Genomic DNA, 19774 nt, shown 5'->3' with positions numbered 1-19774 from the left:
GGCATCCAGGCGGCCCAAGCAAGCCTCTCAGAAAGCTTCCTTTTCGGCCTCCAGATAGGCCAGACTGGTGTACTTGCCGATGTTGCTCTCGAAGCCGGCCATGGTGGCAGCCCGGCTGGCCACGCGCGGATCCTTGAGCACCAGGGCTTTGGCCCCTTCCAGAGGCACCCCATCCTTGACCGCCTGCACGCAAGGCTCCCAGATGCCTTTGAGAAACGTGCCGTAAGCATCCAGCAGATCGCGGCCGCCCCTGCCGTGGCCGGGCACCCAGACCTGGTCGCCCGCCGCCTTTTTCAGGGCCTCGTAGTATTTGAAGGTGCCCGGATAAGAGCCGTCGTCGATGTTGGCAATGCGGTTGCCCATGGCGATGTCGCCCACATAGGTCAGCTTGTCCTGCACCACCTCCAGACACAGGTCCGAAGGTGTGTGGGCGCGGCCATAGTGGTGCAGGCGGATCTGCACGTCGCCATAGTCGAACACCTGCCCGTGTTCGACCGTGCGGTTGGGCGCAACCACCGCGGTCCCCAAAGTGGCCTGATTGGTCCAGCGCTCCATCAGGCTGCGCCAGAGATTGCCCTCGTGCCCCGCAATCTGCTCCCGGGTATGCGCCAGCGCATGGATCGGCAGGTCGTGCCCGAAGGTCTCCACGAACGCGTGATTGCCCAGCCAATGGTCGCCGTGATAGTGGCTGTTGAAGATCGCGATCACAGGCTTGGGAGTCACCGTCCGGATCATGCGTATCGCCATCTGGCCGATCTGGAGCGACGCCCCCGAATCCATGATCACCACCCCCTGCTCGGTCACGACAAAAAAGACCGTCGCCATCATCCCGAAGTTCGCCTCGGTGGGAAAACCGTCTTTGGCGTACACCATCCAGACATGCGGCGACAGCTGCTCGGGCGGCACATCGGGCACTGGCGGCCCCTCGATGAACGCCTGCACCTGCTGGGCAAACAGACGCACTTCGGGCACGGCAGCCAGCGCCAGGCCCGCGCCGCCCATGCCGGCGGCTGCGCGCAGCCAGCGGCGACGGGACCACGGCACAGTCGGTGGCTCGGAGCCCGGCAACGGGTGATCGGACGGGTTCATGAGGTCTCCAGAAAATAAGTTTTTACTTATTTTCTGATGATACCGCGCACGCCAGTGTCCCCGCAACCGGGGAAATGGTCAGGCAGGCGAGGCGACGCTGCCTACCGGCAGACGCTGCGCGATCTCTGCCACCAGTTGGCGGGCCAGATGCAGCTTGTGGGCGCGGGGCAATTCGGTGGTGCCCTGCTCGTCCACCAGCAACAGGGCGTTCTCGTCCTGCCCGAAGGTGTCCGGACCGATGTTGCCCACCAGCAGCGGTACCCCTTTGCGCACACGCTTGGCTTGCGCCTGGGCCTGCAGATCCTGGCTTTCGGCCGCAAAGCCCACGCAGAACAGCTGTCTGGCCACCGCGCGTGGTTGCGCGGCAATGCCTGCCAGGATGTCGGGGTTCTCGACAAAGTTCAGGGCCGGCACCGACCCCGAACCGTCTTTCTTGATTTTCTGTTCGGCCGCCGATACAGGCCGCCAGTCGGCCACGGCAGCCGCCGACACGAAGACGGACGCCGTCTGCGCCAGCACCTGAAGCGTGCGCTGCATGTTCAGCGCCGACTTGACATTGATCCGCCCTACCCCCCGGGGCGTTGGCAGCCCCACGGGCCCGGCCACCAGCGTCACATGGGCACCCGCCTCGTGCGCGGCGCGCGCGATGGCAAAGCCCATCTTGCCGCTGGACAGGTTGGTGAGCCCACGCACCGGATCGATCGCTTCAAACGTCGGCCCGGCACTGACAACCACCTGCTGGCCCGCCAGCGTCTTGGGCGTGAAAAAGCGGACCAGGTCATAAAGCAGTTCGTCCGCTTCGAGCATGCGGCCATCGCCAGTCTCGCCGCAGGCTTGGTCGCCCGACCCCACATCGAGCACCGTGGTGCCATCGGCACGCAGTTGCGCCACATTGCGCTGGGTGGCCGGGTGGGCCCACATTTCGCGGTTCATGGCCGGCGCCAGGATCAGCGGCACCTGGTCGATGGGCCGGGCCAGGCACATCAGCGAGAGCAGATCGTCGGCGGCGCCGTGCAGCAGCTTGGCCATGAAGTCGGCACTGGCCGGCGCCACCACGATGGCATCGGCCTCCCGGCTGAGGTTGATATGGGGCATGTTGTTGTCGGCCCCGCCGGACGTCCGCGCGTCCCACTGCGAGGTGAACACCGGACGGCCCGACAAAGCCTGCATCGTCACCGGGGTGATGAAGTGCTCGGCTGCCTCGGTCATCACCACCTGCACCGTGGCCCCTTCCTTGACCAGCGCCCGGCACAGCTCGGCCGCCTTGTAACAGGCGATGCCGCCGGACAGACCCAGCACGATGTGTTTTCCAGTGAGATCAGCCATAAGAAACAATGTATCAGTTTGTACTGCCAGGCGCATCGGCCGGCCGGCGGCCCGCAAGGCTTGACGATAATCGCGCCACACCGTTTTGCAAGGACCTCATGATGCCCCTGTCCCGAATCCGCTTCCGCCCCCTGGTCGCCGCTGTGCTCGCTGGCGTCCTGTGCTTCGGCCTGTCCTCCTGTGGTGGCTCGGACAGCGACGACCCCATCCCCACCGGGGGGGCGCTGGCAGACCAATGGTTCCAGGACACGGAAGGGTATTACACGCTGGAACGCGCCCGCTCGGACGGCTCCGTGATCTTCACCAGCTCGGCCGACTTCGGCACGCGCAACCCCGATTTCCAGGAAGGCATCCGCACGATGTCGGCCTGGGCCATCGACACGTCGGCCACGCCGCCGGAGGGCAAGACCCTGGAATACAGCATGGCGATCGAGGGGGTCACGGCCAACGCCGACGCCACCGCCGTGAACCTGCTGCGCTCGAACCTGCAGCTCAATGGCGCGACCGGGCTGATGACCCAGCGCTGCAGCGGATTCCCGCAGTGCCACGACAACATGACGCAGCAGACGCAGACCTTCCGCATCACCACCACCGCCAAGGTGCTGGGTGCCAAAAGCGGGCTCAACCGCAGCTTCCTGTTCCACGTGCACGGCGACTGATCTGCCCATGGGGGAGCGGGCCAGGCGGTCGTGACCGGATGCCCGAACTCCTATAATCGGTCTTTCACCTCCTGCGGGTTTGTCGCCCGCCCGAGTCATGACCAAATTTGTGTTCGTCACCGGCGGTGTGGTGTCCTCCCTGGGCAAGGGCATCGCTTCCGCCTCGCTGGCCGCCATCCTCGAATCGCGCGGCCTCAAAGTCACCCTCATCAAGCTCGACCCGTACATCAACGTGGATCCGGGCACCATGTCGCCCTTCCAGCACGGCGAGGTCTTCGTCACCGACGACGGCGCCGAAACCGACCTGGACCTCGGTCACTATGAGCGTTTCATCGAAACGCGCATGAAGAAGACCAACAACTTCACCACCGGCAAGATCTACCAGTCGGTGCTGGAGAAGGAGCGCCGGGGCGACTACCTCGGCAAGACGGTGCAGGTCATCCCGCACGTCACCAACGAGATCCAGGAATTCATCAAGCGCGGCGCCGGCATCGGCACGCCCGACGCGGTCGACGTGGCCATCGTCGAGATCGGTGGCACGGTGGGCGACATCGAGTCCCTGCCCTTCCTCGAAGCCGTGCGCCAGATGAGCCTGCGCATGGGCCCGAACAACTCGGCCTTCGTGCACCTGACCTACCTGCCGTGGATCGCCGCCGCCGGCGAGCTGAAAACCAAGCCGACCCAGCACACGGTGCAGAAGCTGCGCGAAATTGGTATTTCCGCCGACGCCCTGCTCTGCCGCGCCGACCGCCGCATTCCCGAAGAAGAACGCGCCAAGATTTCGCTGTTCACCAACGTGCCCGAGTGGGGCGTGATCAGCATGTGGGACGTGGACACCATCTACAAGGTGCCGCGCATGCTGCACGAGCAGGGCCTGGACGGCCTGATCTGCGACAAGCTGCGCCTGAACACGCCGCCCACCAGCCTCAAGCGCTGGGACGATCTGGTCTACGAGACCGAGCACCCGCAAGGCGAAGTGAAGATCGCCATGGTGGGCAAATACGTCGACCTGTCGGACAGCTACAAGTCGGTCAACGAAGCCTTGCGTCATGCCGGCATGCGCAACCATGTGCGGGTGAAGATAGACCACGTCGACTCCGAGACCATGGAAGGCGTGGACGTGAGCGCCAAGCTCGCGCAGTACGACGCCATCCTGGTGCCCGGTGGCTTCGGCCAGCGGGGTGTGGAAGGCAAAATCGCCACCGCCCGCTTTGCCCGCGAACATCAGGTGCCCTACCTCGGCATCTGCCTGGGCATGCAAGTCGCCACCATCGAGTACGCGCGCCATGTGGCGGGCCTCGCTGGTGCCAACAGCACCGAATTCGATCCGGCCTGCAAGCACCCGGTGATCGCGCTGATCGAAGAATGGAAAGACGCCGACGGCAGCATCCAGAAGCGCGACGCCAACTCCGACCTGGGCGGCACCATGCGCCTGGGCGCCCAAAGCTCCGACGTGGCCCCCGGCACCCTGGCCCACAGCATCTACGGCGACGTGGTGACCGAGCGCCACCGCCACCGCTACGAAGCCAACGTCAACTACCTCGACCCGTTGCGCAAGGCGGGCCTCGTGATCTCGGCGCTGACGCAGCGCGAGCAGCTGACCGAAATCGTCGAGCTGCCGCAAGCCGTGCACCCCTGGTTCATCGGCGTGCAATTCCACCCCGAGTTCAAGTCCACCCCGTGGGCCGGCCACCCGCTGTTCAACGCTTTCGTGAAAGCGGCGGTCGAGCACCAGAAGGCCCGCAAGGCTTGAGGCGCACCGCATGAAGCTTTGTGGATTCGACGTTGGCTTGAACCAGCGCTTCTTCCTGATCGCCGGCACCTGCTCCATTGAAGGCCTGCAGATGTCGCTGGACGTCGCCGGTCAGCTCAAGGAGATCTGCTCGGCACTGGGCATTCCGCTGATCTACAAGGGTTCATTCGACAAGGCCAACCGTTCCTCGGGCACCAGCCAGCGCGGCGTGGGTCTGGACGCAGGCCTGAAGATCCTCGACGAGGTGCGTAGCCAGTTGCAGCTGCCCATCTTGACCGATGTGCACGAAACATCCCAGGTGGCCGAGGTGGCCAGCGTGGTCGATGTGTTGCAGACACCCGCTTTCCTGTGCCGCCAGACCGACTTCATCCGAGCCGTGGCGCAGTCGGGCAAGCCGGTGAACATCAAGAAGGGTCAGTTCCTCGCGCCCTGGGACATGAAGAATGTGATCGACAAAGCCCGCGCCGCCGCGCGCGAGGCGGGCCTGTCCGAAGACCGCTTTCTGGCCTGCGAGCGTGGCGTGAGCTTTGGCTACAACAACCTGGTGGCCGACATGACCAGCCTGGCCGAGATGCGCAACTCGGGGGCGCCCGTGGTGTTCGATGTCACCCACTCGGTGCAGAAGCCTGGCGGCCTGGGCGCGGTCAGCGGCGGCGCGCGCGAGATGGTGCCGGTACTGGCCCGTGCCGGCGTGGCCGCCGGTGTGGCCGGCCTGTTCATGGAAACCCACCCCAGGCCGGCCGAGGCCTGGTCGGACGGCCCCAATGCCGTACCGCTGCACCGCATGAAAGCGCTGCTCGAAACCCTGGTGGCACTGGACACGGTGACCAAGAACAACCCTTTGCTGGAGACCGATTTCCAATGAGTGCGTATATCGTGGCCGAGGTGACCATCACCGACGAAACACAGATGAAGGCCTACCGCGAGTGGAGCACCCGCGCGATGCAGGAATTCGACGCCGAGGTGCTGGTGCGTGGTGGCCGGATCGAACCCCTTGAAGGCGACTGGGTCCCGCAGCGCGTGGTGGTCCTGCGCTTCAAGGACCTCGATACCGCCAAGGCCTATTACCACTCGGCAACCTACACCCATGCACGCCAGGTGCGCGAAGGCGCCGGGTCCATCCGCATGTTTGCCGTGGAAGGTGTGTGAGCGCTGCTCCCCGATTTTGTTTGACTTGTTCCAAAGGTAGAGAAGATGAGTGCAATCGTTGATATCGTCGGCCGCGAAGTGCTGGACAGCCGTGGCAACCCCACCGTTGAATGCGACGTGCTGCTGGAGTCGGGCGTGATGGGCCGCGCCGCCGTGCCCTCGGGCGCCTCCACCGGCAGCCGGGAAGCCATCGAGCTGCGCGATGGCGACAAGAGCCGTTACCTGGGCAAGGGTGTGCTCAAGGCGGTCGAGAACATCAACACCGAGATCAGCGAAGCCGTGCTGGGCCTGGACGCCTCCGAGCAGGCTTTCCTGGACAAGACCCTGATCGACCTCGACGGAACCGACAACAAGGGCCGCCTGGGCGCCAACGCGATGCTGGCCGTGTCGATGGCCGTGGCCCGTGCCGCCGCCGAAGAAGCCGGCCTGCCGCTGTACCGCTACTTCGGCGGCATGAGCGCGGTGCAAATGCCGGTGCCGATGATGAACATCATCAACGGCGGCGCGCACGCCAACAACTCGCTCGACCTGCAAGAGCTGATGATCATCCCCGTGGGCGCGCCGTCGTTCCGCGAAGCCCTGCGCTGGGGCGCCGAGGTGTTCCACGCCCTCAAGGCCATCCTGCACGACCAGCACATCAGCACCGCCGTGGGCGACGAAGGCGGTTTTGCCCCGTCGGTCGAGAACCACGAAGCCGCGCTGCAGCTGATCCTGCAAGCCATCGACAAGGCCGGCTACACCGCCGGTGAACAAATCGCCCTGGGCCTGGACTGTGCCGCCAGCGAGTTCTACAAAGACGGCAAGTACGTGCTCGAAGGCGAAGGTGGTATCAGCCTGAGCGCCGAGCAGTGGACCGACATGCTGGCCACCTGGTGCGACAAGTACCCCATCGTGTCGATCGAAGACGGCATGGCCGAAGGCGACTGGGACGGCTGGAAACACCTGACCGAACGCCTGGGCAAGCAAGTCCAGCTGGTGGGCGACGACCTGTACGTCACCAACACCAAGATCCTCAAGGAAGGCATCGACAAAGGCATCGCCAACTCGATCCTGATCAAGATCAACCAGATCGGCACCCTGACCGAGACCTTCGCCGCCATCGAGATGGCCAAGCGCGCCGGCTACACCGCCGTGATCTCGCACCGCTCGGGCGAAACCGAAGACAGCACCATCTCCGACATCGCGGTGGGCACCAACGCCGGCCAGATCAAGACCGGCTCGCTGTCGCGCTCGGACCGCATGGCCAAGTACAACCAGCTGCTGCGCATCGAAGAAGATCTGGGCGACGTGGCCGTCTACCCCGGCCGTGCCGCGTTCTACAACCTGAAGTGAGATCCGGGGCCGCGACAGCGGCCCCCGCTACACTCGCCCCATCATGGCCAACCGCTTCATCCCTGCCCTGTTGATGGCCTTGCTGGTGGTCATTCATGCGCAGTTGTGGTTTGGCCGGGGCAGCGTGCCCCAGGTCAATGCCCTGCGCCTGGACCTGAGCCGTGTCGAGGCGGCCAACAAGGCCGCCCAGCACCGCAACGAGCAGGTGGCCAGCGAAGTCGACGACCTGCGCGAAGGCCTCTACACCGTGGAAGAACTGGCCCGCCAGGACTTCGGCATGGTCAAGCCCAACGAGATCTTCGTCCAGTTCGCCAACGGCCTGCGCTGACCGTGGTGTGCGTCGTCACGCTGATCGGCGGCGAGTCCACCGGCAAGAGCACCCTGGCCCGCGAACTCGCGCAAGCCCTGCGCGCCGCCGGCATGCCGGTCGCTCACGTGCCCGAATACCTGCGCCAGTGGTGCGAACGCGAAGACCGTGCGCCCCGTGCCGACGAACAGGGGGTCATTGCGCGCGAGCAGGCCCGCCAGATCGACACAGCGGCAGCAGCACTCTGGGCCGCAGACCAGCCTGCCGTGGTGGTGGCCGACACCTCACCGCTCGTGGTGGCCGCCTACAGCGATCACTATTTCCAGGATCCCAACCTCTGGCCCGAGGCGCTGGACTGGCAGGCCCGCCACACCAGCCTGACCCTGCTCATGGGCCAGGACCTGCCCTGGGTGCCTGACGGCCTGTTCCGCGACAGCCCCGCGGTGAGCGACGCCATCGACAGTGCTCTGCGTGGCGCCCTCATCTCGGCGCGGGTGCCTTTCCAGGCCCTTTACGGGCGTGGCGCGCATCGCCTGGAACAGGCCCTGCGCGCCGTCGCGCGGGCCTTGGGCCGGCCTGAACTGGCACCCGCCACGCCCTCACCGCCTCCGGCGCAACGCTGGACGTGCGAGCGCTGCAGCGACCCCGACTGCGAACACCGCCTGTTCTCCCGGCTGGTCCGCCCTGCTCACGCAGGCTGACCAGGTCACTGCACGCCCGGCGATCCCGGCGGCTGGGACGCCGCTTCCAGAAACACCTGCGCCGCATCCACGGGATCAAAGTGGTACATCGCCCCGCAGAAATCGCAGCCCGCCTCCACCTGGCCCTGCTCGGCCAGGATGCTGGCCACCTCCTCCTGCCCCAACGAGCGCAGCATGTTGCTCACGCGTTCGCGCGAGCAACTGCAGGCAAAGCGTGGGCCCTCCAGCCCGGTGAGCGGATCGAAGCGGCGCACATCCTCTTCCCAGAACAGGCGCCGCAGGATGGTTTCAGCGTCGAGCTCCAGCAGCTCTTCACGCTTGAGGCTGGCGGCCAGGATCGCGATCCGGTTGTAATCCTCGTTCTGGCCGATCTGGTCTTCGTCGCGCGCCACGGCGCCACTGCCGGCAAGGTTGGCGTCGCCCTGCAAGGGCAGGCGCTGGATCAGCAGGCCTGCGGCCACTTTGTCGTTGGCGGCGAGCACCAGCCGGGTGTCGAGCTGCTCACTCTGCAACATGTAGTGCTCAATGATCTCGCTGAGCTTTTCCAGTTTTTCCCGGCGGTCGCCAAAAAGCGGTACCACCCCCTGATAGGGTTGCTGGCCCGGCAGGCGGTCCTTGGGGTCGAGCGTGATGGCACAACGCCCCTGGTTGTTGACGTTCACCATGTGCGACAGCGGTGCCCCATCGGCCACCTCGCCCGACACCTTGGCGGTGGCCCGCAGCGACAGATCGGGTTGCACCTCGGCCACCGCCAGCTTCACCGGCCCGTCGCCGTGCACCTGCAGGATCAGTGCCCCATTGAACTTGATGTTGGCTTGCATCAGGGCCGCTGCCGCGGTCATTTCCCCCAGCAACTCGGTCACGGCCACCGGGTAGGCGCCAGACTGCTCGCGGCGCCGCAGGATGTCCTGCCAGGCGTCGGTCAGGCGCACCAGCATGCCCCGCACGGGCAGGCCTTCAAAAACGAATTTGTGGAGTTCGGACACGCAACGGTCTTTCTGAAAGAGCAAACAGAGGAGATCGGGATCAGCCGATCTTTTTCAACCCCTGGCGAAAACGCGCGGCATTGTCGATGTAGTGCCGGGCGCTGCGACGCAACCCCTCGATCTGCTCCGGCGTGAGCTGGCGCACCGCCTTGGCCGGGCTGCCCAGGATCATGGAGCCATCGGGGAATTCCTTGCCTTCGGTCACCAGCGCACCGGCCCCCACCAGACAGTTCTTGCCGATCTTGGCCCCGTTGAGCACGATCGCACCGATACCGATCAGCGATTCATCACCGATCGTGCAGCCGTGGAGCATCACTTTGTGCCCGACCGTCACGTGGCGCCCCACCACCAGCGGCATGCCCTCATCGGCATGCAGCACGCTGCCATCCTGGATGTTGCTGCCCTCACCGATCTGGATCGTGTCGGTATCCCCCCGCACGGTGACACCGAACCATACGCTGGTGTGTTCACCCAGGTCGACATCGCCCATCACCTGCGCCTCGTCGGCCACCCAGGCCGTGGCGGCCACGCGCGGGGCCACACCATCGAGTTCGTAAATCGCCATGTTGCTCGTCTCCTGTGGGGTTGTCGTGAATCCTAGAATTGTAGGGATGCCCTCCCGCCCACAAAGCCCCGCCACGGGCACCCTGCGCCAGCAGGCCCTGGCGGCCTTGCTCCTGATCGACCCCACCACCAAAGCCGACGCGGCGCACGCCCTCTGGCAACAGTTGCAGAACCTGCCCGAGCATGACCGGCTAGGCAGCGCCCTGGCCCATGTCCTGGGGGCACAGGCATCCCTGACGCCCCCCGCCTCGGCCCCCTTGCCGGGTCGCCCGGTGCGCCCCGTGCTGGTACCGCCGGCATCGGTGGCGCAGCGCTCACCCTTCACCACCGAAGGCCTGGCAGCCCTCCTGCATGCGATTGCGCACATCGAATTCAACGCCATCAACCTGGCGCTGGATGCCGTGTGGCGCTTCGCCGGCATGCCGCCCGATTTCTACGTGGACTGGCTGCGCGTCGCCGACGAGGAGGCCACCCACTTCAGCCTGCTGCACACCCACCTGCAGTCTCTGGGACACCGCTATGGCGACTTTCCCGCGCACGATGGACTGTGGGAAATGTGCGTCAAGACCCAGGATGACATCACCGCCCGCATGGCCCTGGTGCCCCGCACGCTGGAGGCCCGCGGCCTGGATGCCACGCCACTGATCCAGGCCAAACTGCGCAAGGTCGGCACGCCCGCGGCACAACGGGCCATCGACATCCTGGACATCATCCTGCGCGACGAAGTCGGCCATGTGGCCATCGGCAACCGCTGGTACGGCTGGCTCTGCGGCCGCGAGGGCCTGGACCCGGTGTCGCACTACCGCACCCTGGCCCGTACCCACCAGGCACCCCGCCTGCGCCCGCCCTTCAACGAAGCGGCCCGCCTGGCAGCGGGCTTCAGCCGTGACGAGATCGACCGGCTGAGCCAGGCGGACTGAACACCCCGGACGGCCGGCGGCCGGCACAGCCTTAAGAAGGAATCATTTTTTCGTAAGACCTTGGTAATCCAAAAACCATAGCATCCCATCAGCATTTTTCGGGGCTTACAGCGGCCTGACACCAAAATGAAGGCCAACCTGAAAAAGCAAAGATGCATGGAGACAACGTGGAACCCGATCTGGTCCAACGTATCGCAACCCACCCTCGCTACCAGGAACTCAAGACCCGCCGCTCGCGCTTCGGCTGGACCCTGACCGCCGTGATGCTGGCCGTCTACTACGGCTTCATCGTGCTGGTCGCCTTCGACAAGGAACTGCTCGCCCAGCGCCTGGGCGCCGGTGTCACCACCCTGGGCATGCCCATCGGGCTGGGTGTGATCCTGTTCACCATCGCCATCACCGCCGTCTATGTGCGCCGCGCCAACAGCGAATTCGACGAGATGACCGAAGAGATCAAGAAGGCGGTGCAAGGATGAAAGCGACCCTCAAAAACGCCACGCTCCTGCTGGCCCTGGCCGCTTTCGCGGGTGCCGCACTGGCCGCTGGTGCCGATCTCGGCCAGGCCGAGAAGCAGCCCACCAACTGGACCGCGATCAGCATGTTCGCGATCTTCGTGCTGGGCACGCTCTACATCACCAAATGGGCTGCCGCCAAAACCCGCAGCGCGGCCGATTTCTACACCGCCGGTGGCGGCATCACAGGCTTTCAGAACGGCCTGGCCATCGCCGGCGACTACATGTCGGCCGCCTCCTTCCTGGGCATTTCGGCGGCGGTGATGGCCTCCGGCTTCGACGGCCTGATCTACTCCATCGGCTTCCTCGTGGGCTGGCCCGTGGTCACCTTCCTGCTGGCCGAGCGGCTGCGCAACCTGGGCAAGTTCACCTTTGCCGACGTGGCGGCCTTCCGCTTCGCTCAGACGCCGGTGCGGGTTTTCGCCGCCAGCGGCACGCTGGTCGTGGTGGCCTTCTACCTCATCGCACAGATGGTCGGCGCTGGCCAACTGATCAAGCTGCTGTTCGGTCTGGAATACTGGATCGCGGTGGTGATCGTCGGCGCGCTGATGATGGTCTATGTGCTTTTCGGCGGCATGACCGCCACCACCTGGGTGCAGATCATCAAGGCCATCCTGCTGCTCGCCGGTGCTTCGTTCATGGCCTTCATGGTGCTGATGCACTTCGGCTTCAGCCCCGAGGCCATGTTTGCGCAGTCGGTGCAGATCAAGACCGAAATCGCGGCCGCCGCCGGCAAATCACCTGAAGAGGCCGCCGTACAGGGCTTTTCCATCATGGGCCCGGGCGGCTTCGTGAAGGACCCGATCAGTGCCATCAGCTTCGGCATGGCCCTGATGTTCGGCACCGCCGGCCTGCCCCACATCCTGATGCGCTTCTTCACCGTGCCCAACGCCAAGGAAGCGCGCAAGTCGGTGCTGTGGGCCACGACCTGGATCGGCTACTTCTACGTGCTGACCTTCATCATCGGTTTCGGCGCCATCACCTTCGTGCTGACCAACCCCGGCTTCCTGGATGCCAAGGGCGGCCTGCTCGGCGGCAACAACATGGCGGCGGTGCACCTGGCCAATGCGGTGGGCGGGAACGTGTTCCTCGGCTTCATCTCGGCGGTGGCCTTCGCGACCATCCTGGCCGTGGTGGCTGGCCTGACGCTCTCGGGCGCCTCGGCGGTGTCGCACGATCTTTATGCCACGGTCATCAAAAAAGGCCAGGCCGACAGCAAGTCCGAGCTGCGCGTCTCGCGCATCACCACGGTGTGCCTGGGGATCGTCGCGGTGGTGCTGGGCATCGCCTTCGAGAAGCAGAACATCGCGTTCATGGTGAGCCTGGCCTTCGCCATCGCCGCTTCGGCCAATTTCCCGGTGCTGCTGATGAGCGTGCTGTGGAAGGGTTGCACCACGCGCGGTGCGGTGATCGGCGGCTTCCTGGGCCTGCTCTCGTCCGTGGCACTGACCATCGTTTCGCCAGCGGTGTGGGAAGTCACGCTGGGCAACCCCAAGGGCTCGGCCTGGTTCCCCTATGCCAGCCCGGCTCTGTTCTCGATGACCATCGGCTTCGTCGGCATCTGGCTGTTCTCGATCCTCGATTCGAGCCAGCGCGCGCAACAGGACAAGGCGGGCTTCCTGGCCCAGCAGGTGCGCTCCGAAACGGGCATCGGTGCCTCCGGCGCTTCGGGGCACTGAACCGCAGCGTACCCCTTCAAATGGCGGCCCTGTTGGGCCGCTTTTTTGTTTGTGCGGGGCCTGCTGGGCATGACCCACCATGCGGGGCGTCATCACTGCTGCGCAGCGGCCCTTGCCTCATCTTGTCACCCGCGCGGATGGTGCTGCTCCACGATCGCCTTGAGGCGCTCACGCGCCACGTGGGTGTAGATGGTGGTGGTGGAGATGTCGGCGTGGCCCAGCAGCATCTGCACGGCCCGAAGGTCGGCGCCGTGGTTGAGCAGGTGGGTGGCAAAAGCGTGGCGCAGCGTGTGCGGCGACAGGGGCACCGTGATGCCGGCCTGCCGCGCGTACTTTTTCACCAGCCCCCAGAACATCACCCGCGTCATCGCCTCCCCTGCACGCGAGCCGCGCGCGGTGACAAACAGGTCTTCGCTCTGTTGCCCGGCCAGGATCTGTGGCCGGCCCTCGTCCAGATAGGCCCTCAGCCAGCGGGCCGCCTCGGCCCCGAAGGGCACGAGGCGCTCCTTGTCGCCCTTGCCCGTGATGCGCAGCACGTGGTCGTTCAGCCCGACATGAAAGGTCCGCAGCGTGACCAGTTCGCTCACGCGCAGACCGCTCGCGTACAGCAGCTCCAGCATGGCGCGATCACGCAAACCCAGTGGTATCCCCGTGTCCGGCGCGGCCAGCAGGGCCTCGACCTGGGCCTCGGAGAGGGTTTTGGGCACCCGCAAAGGCTGCCGCGCGGCCAGCAGGCGCAAGGTGGGGTCGGCGCTGATGACGTGTTCACGCAGTGCCCAACGGTAGTAGCGCTTGAAAACGGTGAGGCGGCGGTTGGCCGTGGTGGCCTTGGTGTCGGCGTGGCGCTCGGCAAAGTAGCCGTGGATATCGGCTTCGCCGACCTCTGGCAGCGCTTTGGCGCCGCCAGCGGGTGAAGCCAGCCAGCGCCCGAAGAGCATCAGGTCGCGCCGGTAGGCATCGAGGGTGTTGCGGGACAGGCCTTCTTCCAGCCAGAGGCTGTCGATGAAGGTACCCGCGCTGCCTTCGCTGCGCGCCAGCGCGCCCGCATCCATCAGTTCAACGACAGCTTCTGTTTGGTCACGACCGTCTTGTAGACCTCGTATTCGGCCTTGATCTGATCGGCAAACTCGGTCGGCGAATTGCCCACGATCAGCGAGCCCGTGTCCTCGATGCGCTTCTTCACCGCCGGGTCGTTGAGCGCCTGCTTGGTCGCGCTGTAGATCTTGTCCACCACCTCCTTGGGCATGCCCTTGGGACCGATCAGGCCGTAATACGCCATGCGGTTCACCGGCTCCAGCCCCACCTCCTTGAAAGTCGGCACATCGGGCAGCACGTCCAGGCGCTGCGGTGCCGCGACCACCAGCGCCACCAGGCGGCCGGACTTGATGTGCGGCAGTGCCGAAGGCAGGTTGTCGAAGATGATCGGCACCTGGCCGCCCACGGTGTCGTTGAGCGCCGGCCCTGCACCGCGGTAGGGAATGTGGGTGATGAAGGCGCCCGTCAGGCTCTTGAACAGCTCGGTCTGCAGGTGACCGATGCCGCCGGTGCCGGAACTGGCGTAGCTGTATTTGCCAGGGTTCTTCTTGATTTCGGCCAGGAAGCCGGCGAAATCCTTGGCCGGGAAGCCAGGGTGCACCGCGATCACGTTGGGCGTCGCGGCGATGTTGATGATGGGCGTGAAATCGGTCAGCGTGTTGTACGGGATCTTCGGGTTGATCGCCGGATTGGCCGCCGTCGTCGACACCGTCGCCATGCCAATGACGTGCCCGTCTGGCACCGCGCGTGCCAGCTCGGTGGCGCCGATCACGCCGCCGCCGCCGGCCTTGTTCTCGACCACAACGCTCTGGCCCAGGGCTTTGCCAAGGGGTTCCGACATCACGCGCGCGATGATGTCCGTCGTCCCGCCCGGTGCAAAAGGCACCTGCAACCGGATCGGTTTCGACGGAAAGGCCTGCGCAAACACGGTACCGGTGGCGGCCATGCTGGCCAGACCGATCAGCACCCATTGACGACGAGAAACCATGGCTTGTACTCCTTGGGTCGTTGAAACAAAACGATAGCAGCAGGCATGTTACCCGCGCGCCACGGGGCACTGTAGCGCCGCCCCCCACCGCCGTACATGGGGTGACTACCAAGAGCGCGGCCACTCTGCGCAGGCCGTCGGCCGGTCAACGCGCTATGCTCGCCCGGTGAACTTTGCCCAACTGCTGTTTCCCGACTTCTCGCTGATTCTGTGCGGCTACCTGGTCTGCCGTTTCACAGCCCTCAATCGCAAAGTCTGGGAACCGGTGGAGAGCCTGGTCTACTACTTCCTGTTCCCGGTTCTGCTGTTCCATTCGATCGCCCGCAGTCCGCTCGATCTGGGCAGCGCCTCCAGCCTCATCGGCGCCGGCCTGGCCCTGGGCGTCGGCTCCATCGCGCTGAGTTATTCGCTGCCCCGCTGGCCGCTCATCGGCCGCCACATGGACGTGCGTCTGCACGCAGCCAGTGCGCAGGTCGGGTTCCGCTTCAACTCGTTCATCGCCCTGGCGCTGGTCGGCAAGGTGGCAGGTCCACAAGGCCTGCAGATGATCGCGGTGCTGATTGGCGTGTGCGTGCCGCTGTTCAATGTCGGCGCCGTGTGGCCCATGGCCCGCCATGCGCAGCGTGGCTTTGGGCGCGAGCTGCTGCGCAACCCGCTGATCATCGGCACCGCGTCCGGCCTGGCGGCCAATCTGCTGGGTTTTGCCCTGCCTGGCTGGCTCGAACCGACGATCAACCGGATCGGCCAGGCGTCACTGGCCCTGGGGTTGATGGCCGCGGGGGCAGGCATGCAACTGGGCTCGCTCCATGCCGGCAAAAGCCTGGGTGTGGCCGTGCTGGTGGTCAAACATGTCGGCACGCCGCTGCTGGCCCTGGGCCTGGTGCACCTGTTCCGGCTGGATGCGCTGCAGGCCACGGTGCTGCTGATGTTTGCAGCCCTGCCCACGGCCTCCAGCTGCTATGTGCTGGCGGCTCGCATGGGCTACAACGGCCCTTACGTCGCGGCACTGGTGACCCTGTCCACCCTGCTGGGAGTCGTCAGTCTGCCTTTCGCGTTGGGCGTGCTGCGCGGCATGCTCTGACGCTGACCGCCACCACCGGCAACGATCAGCCACAGGGAGCAGCGGCTGCGCAGCCCCCTGAAGGCGCCCTCAGCGGGGGCTGCGGCGCGGAGCAGGCCGTGCGGCACCTTCGCGTCGCGGGGCCGGGCGAGCGGTGGCGAATGCACCGCGAGCGTCGCCACCATCACGCGACATCTGGGGGCGCGCCTGCCGCGACGGTTGTCCGCTGGCGGGACGGTCATTCCACTCCCGGCGTTCCCGCGGCCCCTCGGAGCGGCCAAAGCCGCCAAAACCTTGCGAGCGACCGCCACCGCCGTTGCGGGAGTCCTGCCGGCGTCCGTCGCGACGGTGGTCGAAGCGGCCGCGCTCGCCACGGTCGGGCTGGGGCGGACGCTGGCGCGGCTCCAGACCCGGAATCACTTCCGCGCTCATGCGCTGGTGGGTGAACGCTTCGATGTCGCCGATGCGGCGGCGATCGCGGAACTCGGCAAAGGTCACGGCAACCCCTTCGCGGCCGGCACGACCGGTGCGGCCGATACGGTGCGTGAAGTCTTCCGCTTTCATCGGCAGCCCGAAGTTGAACACGTGGGTGATCGTGGGCACGTCAATGCCGCGCGCGGCCACGTCGGTGGCCACCAGGATCTGCACCTGACCATTGCGCAGCGCCGTCAGGCGCCGATTGCGCAACCCCTGGCTGAGGGCTCCGTGCAACGCCACGGCGTGAAAGCCGGTCTGCTGCAGGTCGGTCGCGAGCGCATCACACTCGATCTGGGTGCTGGCAAACACGATGGCCTGATTGATCGAGGCATCGCGCAACCAATGGTCGAGCATGCGGCGCTTGTGGCCGGCATCGTCGGCCCAGAACAGAACCTGCTTGATGTTGGCATGCTTTTCCTGCGGGGTATCGACCTGCACGCGCTGCACGTGCTTGCCGCCTTCGTGCATCACGCGCAGCGCGAGCTGCTGGATGCGCGGCGCAAAGGTGGCCGAGAACATCATGGTCTGGCGGCGCTGACTGGTCAAGTTATTGACTTCAGCCAGATCGTCGGCAAAGCCCAGGTCAAGCATGCGGTCGGCCTCGTCGACCACCAGGAACTGCACCTGGTCGAGCTGGATCTGTTGCGAACGCTGCAGGTCCAGCAGGCGGCCGGGCGTGGCCACCACCAGATCGGCATTCTGCAGGCGGGCAATCTGCATCTGGTAGGGCATGCCGCCCACCACACAGGCGATGCGCATGCCGCGGCAATGGCGCACCAGATCGATGGCGTCGTGCGCCACCTGCTGGGCCAGTTCGCGCGTCGGGCAGAGGACCAGCGCGCCGGGCGTGGCCGGCTTGAAGTGGCGGGCCAGCGTGGGGTTCTTGCGCTTGGGCCGCTTGGGCGCCGGCTGGCCGGAAGCCAGCGCTTCGGCAGCGGCCCGCTCAAAGGCCTGACGCTCGGCATCGGCCTGTTCGTTTTTTTGCTGGATCAGCGTGTGCAGCAGCGGCAGCAGAAAGGCCGCCGTCTTGCCACTGCCGGTCTGGCTGGAAACCATCAGGTCGGCATAACGGGCCTCGCCGGCGGTGGCCACACCAGGCTGGAGGGCCATGGGCACGACCAGACTCTGGACCTTGGTGGGTTGCTCGAAACCGAGATCGGCCACGGCCTGCACCAGTTCCGGAGCCAAGCCGAGCGCGGCAAACGCCGAAGCGTCGACCGGTGCGGGCAAAGAAGAAATTTCCACGGCCTCATCGCCGCGGACGTCGAAAGCGTCGCTCATGATATTCAGGCGCAGGAAAGCGCCAAAGAGGAGCACGGTGCGAGGCCTGATCAACCGATCAGACACGAAGCCGACACCGGATTCCGTTGGTGGTCAAACACATCAACCACAAACGGTCACGCTTGGCGGTCTGGCCGAGAAGCCAGTGGTCAGCGAGTGGCCTCATCCGTCGTGCGGGACATCAAGCGATGCCTGCGATGAACCGGAGGCGGTTCAAACGATACGGGAGGCCTCTTGTGTGAGGCAGATGCACATGGATTGCGCCAAAAAGCACAATTTCGAATTATGGCACGGCTAGGGTTTTCCCGCAACACCCTGGCCAACGGTGCCGCGTCAACCGAGGACTTCAGCCACCACGTGGTAGAGGATCGCCGCCAGCACCGCCGTGGCCGGCACGGTCACGATCCAGGCGGCCACGATGCGCAGCACCGCCGAACGCTTGACGATCTCTTTCTTGTAGACCTTCTTCAGCGCCTTCTGCTCTTTCTTGTCGAACACCGCGCCAACCGCCATCTCGCGCGCCTTGGCGCGCTTCTTCATGTCGGCCAGCATCCGCTTCTTCTCGCTGATTTCGGCCGCTTCGAAACGCCGCAGATAAGCTTCGACCTCTCCCCGGTCTTCGCCCTGATGGCCTGCGAACACGGCCGCCTCCATCTTGGCGTAATTGACTTTGAGCAGCTCACGCAGGAAACCGACGCCGAACACCGCCCCGATGGAGATGTGCGTGGTGGACACCGGCATGCCCAGCTGGGAGGCGACGATCACCGTCAGCGTGGCCGACATGGCGATCGAGTAGGCCCGCATGTTGTCCAGCTCGGTGATTTCCTTGCCCACGGTGCGAATCAGCCGCGCCCCGTACAGCGCCAGCCCCACCGACAACCCGGCCGCGCCCAGCACCATGACCCACAGCGGCGTGGCCGCGGTGGTGGCCACCGCCCCCTGCTTGACCGCCTCATAGATGGCCGCCAGGGGCCCGACCGCGTTCGCCACGTCGTTGGCACCATGGGCAAAGCTCAACAAGGCCGCCGAACACAGCAACGGCCAGATGAACAGGCGGTTGACGCCGGCTTTGGTGTTGTCCTGCAGGCGGGCCTTGCGCGCGATCGGGCCTCGCACCAACGCCCACACCCCCCCGGCGAACACCGCACCGGCCAGCACCGCGGGCCAGAAGCTGACCTTCATCAGCTGACCCAGGCCTTTGAGCAGCATGTAGGTGCCAAACGCCCAAGCCATCGCAGCGATCAGCCAGGGCACGACACGCGCCGCTGCCTCGGTCATGTCGGTGCGGTAGGTGATGCTGCGTTTGATCAGATAGAGAAAGGCCGCAGCCACCAGCCCGCCCGAGATCGGCGAGACCACCCAGCTCACGACGATGGAGCCGATGGTGCCCCAGTTGACCAGGCCCCAGCCGCCGGCCGCGATGCCGGCCCCCATGACCGCCCCGATGATGGAGTGCGTGGTCGAGACCGGCGCCCCGATGGCGGTGGCCAGATGCAGCCACATGGCCCCGGCCAGCAGGGCCGCAAACATCACCCACGCGAACTGGGTGGCCCCGCCGATGGCGTCGCTGGCAATGATGCCGCCCTTGATCGTGCCCACCACGTCGCCACCGGCAATGATGGCGCCGAGGGCTTCGAACACGGCGGCCACCAGGATGGCCCACCCCATGGTCATGGCGCCCGAACCCACCGCCGGCCCCATGTTGTTGGCCACGTCGTTGGCACCGATGTTCATGGCCATGTAGCCACCCACCACGGCCGCAACAATCATCAGCCAGATTGACGAGCCCGACAGCCCCGCCACGTTGGCCCCCGTCAGTGACGCATACAGGCCGACCAGCAGCAGGAAGGCGATGGCGGCCCCCAGTTGCAACACGTCGGTGTGCCGGGAGACGAAGCTCGAACGGTTCTTCTTGGTCATGTGTCAATCTCGTGAAGGCCGCAATTTTGACACGCG

At 65.7% G+C, this 19774-nt stretch carries 19 protein-coding genes; 11 read left to right on the top strand and 8 right to left on the bottom strand.

The window, feature by feature from the left end; translation table 11 throughout:
• Window positions 1–27: 27 nt before the first annotated feature.
• Together L0977_RS00220 and coaBC are read right to left on the bottom strand one after the other, a co-directional pair.
• Entirely contained in the window at window positions 28–1089 is a 1062-nt protein-coding gene (locus tag L0977_RS00220; protein WP_234262714.1) for an MBL fold metallo-hydrolase, read from the bottom strand.
• A gap of 78 nt (window positions 1090–1167) precedes the next feature.
• On the bottom strand, window positions 1168–2415 hold the full coding sequence (gene coaBC, locus L0977_RS00215; RefSeq protein WP_234262713.1) for a bifunctional phosphopantothenoylcysteine decarboxylase/phosphopantothenate--cysteine ligase CoaBC: 1248 nt from the start codon (window positions 2413–2415) through the stop codon (window positions 1168–1170).
• Between the two features lie 101 nt (window positions 2416–2516).
• On the opposite strand from coaBC, the gene L0977_RS00210 reads away from it, so the two are divergent.
• From L0977_RS00210 to L0977_RS00180, 7 genes are all read left to right on the top strand, one after another.
• Entirely contained in the window at window positions 2517–3074 is a 558-nt protein-coding gene (locus L0977_RS00210) for a hypothetical protein (RefSeq protein WP_234262712.1), read from the top strand.
• Between the two features lie 97 nt (window positions 3075–3171).
• On the top strand, window positions 3172–4827 hold the full coding sequence (locus L0977_RS00205; RefSeq protein ID WP_234262711.1) for a CTP synthase: 1656 nt from the start codon (window positions 3172–3174) through the stop codon (window positions 4825–4827).
• Window positions 4828–4837: 10 nt separating this feature from the next.
• Window positions 4838–5692, top strand: coding sequence for a 3-deoxy-8-phosphooctulonate synthase (gene kdsA, locus L0977_RS00200; RefSeq protein ID WP_234262710.1), 855 nt, complete (start codon window positions 4838–4840; stop codon window positions 5690–5692).
• The gene (locus tag L0977_RS00195; RefSeq protein ID WP_234262709.1) at window positions 5689–5976 is read left to right on the top strand and encodes a DUF1330 domain-containing protein; all 288 of its coding nucleotides are present in this window, start codon (window positions 5689–5691) and stop codon (window positions 5974–5976) included. Before kdsA ends, L0977_RS00195 begins: the two co-directional genes overlap by 4 nt.
• A gap of 45 nt (window positions 5977–6021) precedes the next feature.
• A complete protein-coding gene (eno, locus tag L0977_RS00190) occupies window positions 6022–7308 on the top strand; it encodes a phosphopyruvate hydratase (RefSeq protein ID WP_234262708.1) in 1287 nt (428 codons plus the stop codon).
• A 43-nt stretch (window positions 7309–7351) separates the two neighbouring features.
• Window positions 7352–7636, top strand: a complete 285-nt coding sequence (locus tag L0977_RS00185) for an FtsB family cell division protein (protein ID WP_234262707.1) — start codon at window positions 7352–7354, stop codon at window positions 7634–7636.
• A 5-nt stretch (window positions 7637–7641) separates the two neighbouring features.
• On the top strand, window positions 7642–8316 hold the full coding sequence (locus tag L0977_RS00180) for an AAA family ATPase (protein ID WP_234262706.1): 675 nt from the start codon (window positions 7642–7644) through the stop codon (window positions 8314–8316).
• Between the two features lie 5 nt (window positions 8317–8321).
• Here L0977_RS00180 and hslO read toward each other — a convergent pair whose 3' ends face one another.
• Complete coding sequence (gene hslO / locus L0977_RS00175; protein ID WP_234262705.1) at window positions 8322–9302, bottom strand: Hsp33 family molecular chaperone HslO; 981 nt, start codon at window positions 9300–9302, stop codon at window positions 8322–8324.
• Window positions 9303–9342: 40 nt separating this feature from the next.
• Entirely contained in the window at window positions 9343–9867 is a 525-nt protein-coding gene (locus L0977_RS00170) for a gamma carbonic anhydrase family protein (protein ID WP_234262704.1), read from the bottom strand.
• Between the two features lie 46 nt (window positions 9868–9913).
• Here L0977_RS00170 and L0977_RS00165 point away from each other — a divergent pair, with 46 nt between their 5' ends.
• The 3 genes from L0977_RS00165 (at window position 9914) to L0977_RS00155 (ending at window position 12977) form a co-directional block, all read left to right on the top strand.
• Entirely contained in the window at window positions 9914–10786 is an 873-nt protein-coding gene (locus L0977_RS00165; RefSeq protein ID WP_234262703.1) for a ferritin-like domain-containing protein, read from the top strand.
• Window positions 10787–10953: 167 nt separating this feature from the next.
• Window positions 10954–11262, top strand: a complete 309-nt coding sequence (locus tag L0977_RS00160) for a DUF485 domain-containing protein (protein WP_234262702.1) — start codon at window positions 10954–10956, stop codon at window positions 11260–11262.
• Window positions 11259–12977 (top strand): cation acetate symporter, encoded by a 1719-nt coding sequence (locus tag L0977_RS00155; RefSeq protein WP_234262701.1) that lies wholly within the window; start codon window positions 11259–11261, stop codon window positions 12975–12977. Before L0977_RS00160 ends, L0977_RS00155 begins: the two co-directional genes overlap by 4 nt.
• A gap of 125 nt (window positions 12978–13102) precedes the next feature.
• On the opposite strand, the gene xerD is transcribed toward L0977_RS00155, so the two are convergent.
• Window positions 13103–14029, bottom strand: a complete 927-nt coding sequence (gene xerD, locus L0977_RS00150; RefSeq protein WP_234262700.1) for a site-specific tyrosine recombinase XerD — start codon at window positions 14027–14029, stop codon at window positions 13103–13105.
• Complete coding sequence (locus tag L0977_RS00145) at window positions 14029–15000, bottom strand: tripartite tricarboxylate transporter substrate binding protein BugE (protein ID WP_234262699.1); 972 nt, start codon at window positions 14998–15000, stop codon at window positions 14029–14031. Before L0977_RS00145 ends, xerD begins: the two co-directional genes overlap by 1 nt.
• A gap of 166 nt (window positions 15001–15166) precedes the next feature.
• On the opposite strand from L0977_RS00145, the gene L0977_RS00140 reads away from it, so the two are divergent.
• The gene (locus L0977_RS00140) at window positions 15167–16081 is read left to right on the top strand and encodes an AEC family transporter (RefSeq protein WP_234262698.1); all 915 of its coding nucleotides are present in this window, start codon (window positions 15167–15169) and stop codon (window positions 16079–16081) included.
• A gap of 69 nt (window positions 16082–16150) precedes the next feature.
• Here the strand turns inward: L0977_RS00140 and L0977_RS00135 are convergent, their stop codons facing one another.
• Both L0977_RS00135 and L0977_RS00130 read right to left on the bottom strand, forming a co-directional pair.
• The gene (locus L0977_RS00135; protein WP_234262697.1) at window positions 16151–17818 is read right to left on the bottom strand and encodes a DEAD/DEAH box helicase; all 1668 of its coding nucleotides are present in this window, start codon (window positions 17816–17818) and stop codon (window positions 16151–16153) included.
• Between the two features lie 333 nt (window positions 17819–18151).
• The gene (locus tag L0977_RS00130) at window positions 18152–19738 is read right to left on the bottom strand and encodes an inorganic phosphate transporter (protein WP_234262696.1); all 1587 of its coding nucleotides are present in this window, start codon (window positions 19736–19738) and stop codon (window positions 18152–18154) included.
• Window positions 19739–19774: the final 36 nt, after the last annotated feature.

Source organism: Hydrogenophaga sp. NFH-34 (assembly GCF_021401345.1).
Classification (GTDB): domain Bacteria; phylum Pseudomonadota; class Gammaproteobacteria; order Burkholderiales; family Burkholderiaceae_C; genus Hydrogenophaga; species Hydrogenophaga electricum.
Note: the sequence above shows the minus strand (reverse complement) of the source record. Positions and strands in the feature narration are given on the sequence as shown.

Coding starts and splice junctions, on each gene's coding strand:
- L0977_RS00135 (WP_234262697.1), bottom strand. CDS start 17,818: ATGAGCGACGCTTTCGACGTCCGCGGCGATGAGGCCGTGGAAATTTCT.
- L0977_RS00185 (WP_234262707.1), top strand. CDS start 7,352: ATGGCCAACCGCTTCATCCCTGCCCTGTTGATGGCCTTGCTGGTGGTC.
- L0977_RS00165 (WP_234262703.1), top strand. CDS start 9,914: ATGCCCTCCCGCCCACAAAGCCCCGCCACGGGCACCCTGCGCCAGCAG.
- L0977_RS00170 (WP_234262704.1), bottom strand. CDS start 9,867: ATGGCGATTTACGAACTCGATGGTGTGGCCCCGCGCGTGGCCGCCACG.
- L0977_RS00130 (WP_234262696.1), bottom strand. CDS start 19,738: ATGACCAAGAAGAACCGTTCGAGCTTCGTCTCCCGGCACACCGACGTG.
- L0977_RS00220 (WP_234262714.1), bottom strand. CDS start 1,089: ATGAACCCGTCCGATCACCCGTTGCCGGGCTCCGAGCCACCGACTGTG.
- eno (WP_234262708.1), top strand. CDS start 6,022: ATGAGTGCAATCGTTGATATCGTCGGCCGCGAAGTGCTGGACAGCCGT.
- L0977_RS00155 (WP_234262701.1), top strand. CDS start 11,259: ATGAAAGCGACCCTCAAAAACGCCACGCTCCTGCTGGCCCTGGCCGCT.
- L0977_RS00195 (WP_234262709.1), top strand. CDS start 5,689: ATGAGTGCGTATATCGTGGCCGAGGTGACCATCACCGACGAAACACAG.
- L0977_RS00145 (WP_234262699.1), bottom strand. CDS start 15,000: ATGGTTTCTCGTCGTCAATGGGTGCTGATCGGTCTGGCCAGCATGGCC.
- L0977_RS00205 (WP_234262711.1), top strand. CDS start 3,172: ATGACCAAATTTGTGTTCGTCACCGGCGGTGTGGTGTCCTCCCTGGGC.
- L0977_RS00210 (WP_234262712.1), top strand. CDS start 2,517: ATGCCCCTGTCCCGAATCCGCTTCCGCCCCCTGGTCGCCGCTGTGCTC.
- coaBC (WP_234262713.1), bottom strand. CDS start 2,415: ATGGCTGATCTCACTGGAAAACACATCGTGCTGGGTCTGTCCGGCGGC.
- xerD (WP_234262700.1), bottom strand. CDS start 14,029: ATGGATGCGGGCGCGCTGGCGCGCAGCGAAGGCAGCGCGGGTACCTTC.
- kdsA (WP_234262710.1), top strand. CDS start 4,838: ATGAAGCTTTGTGGATTCGACGTTGGCTTGAACCAGCGCTTCTTCCTG.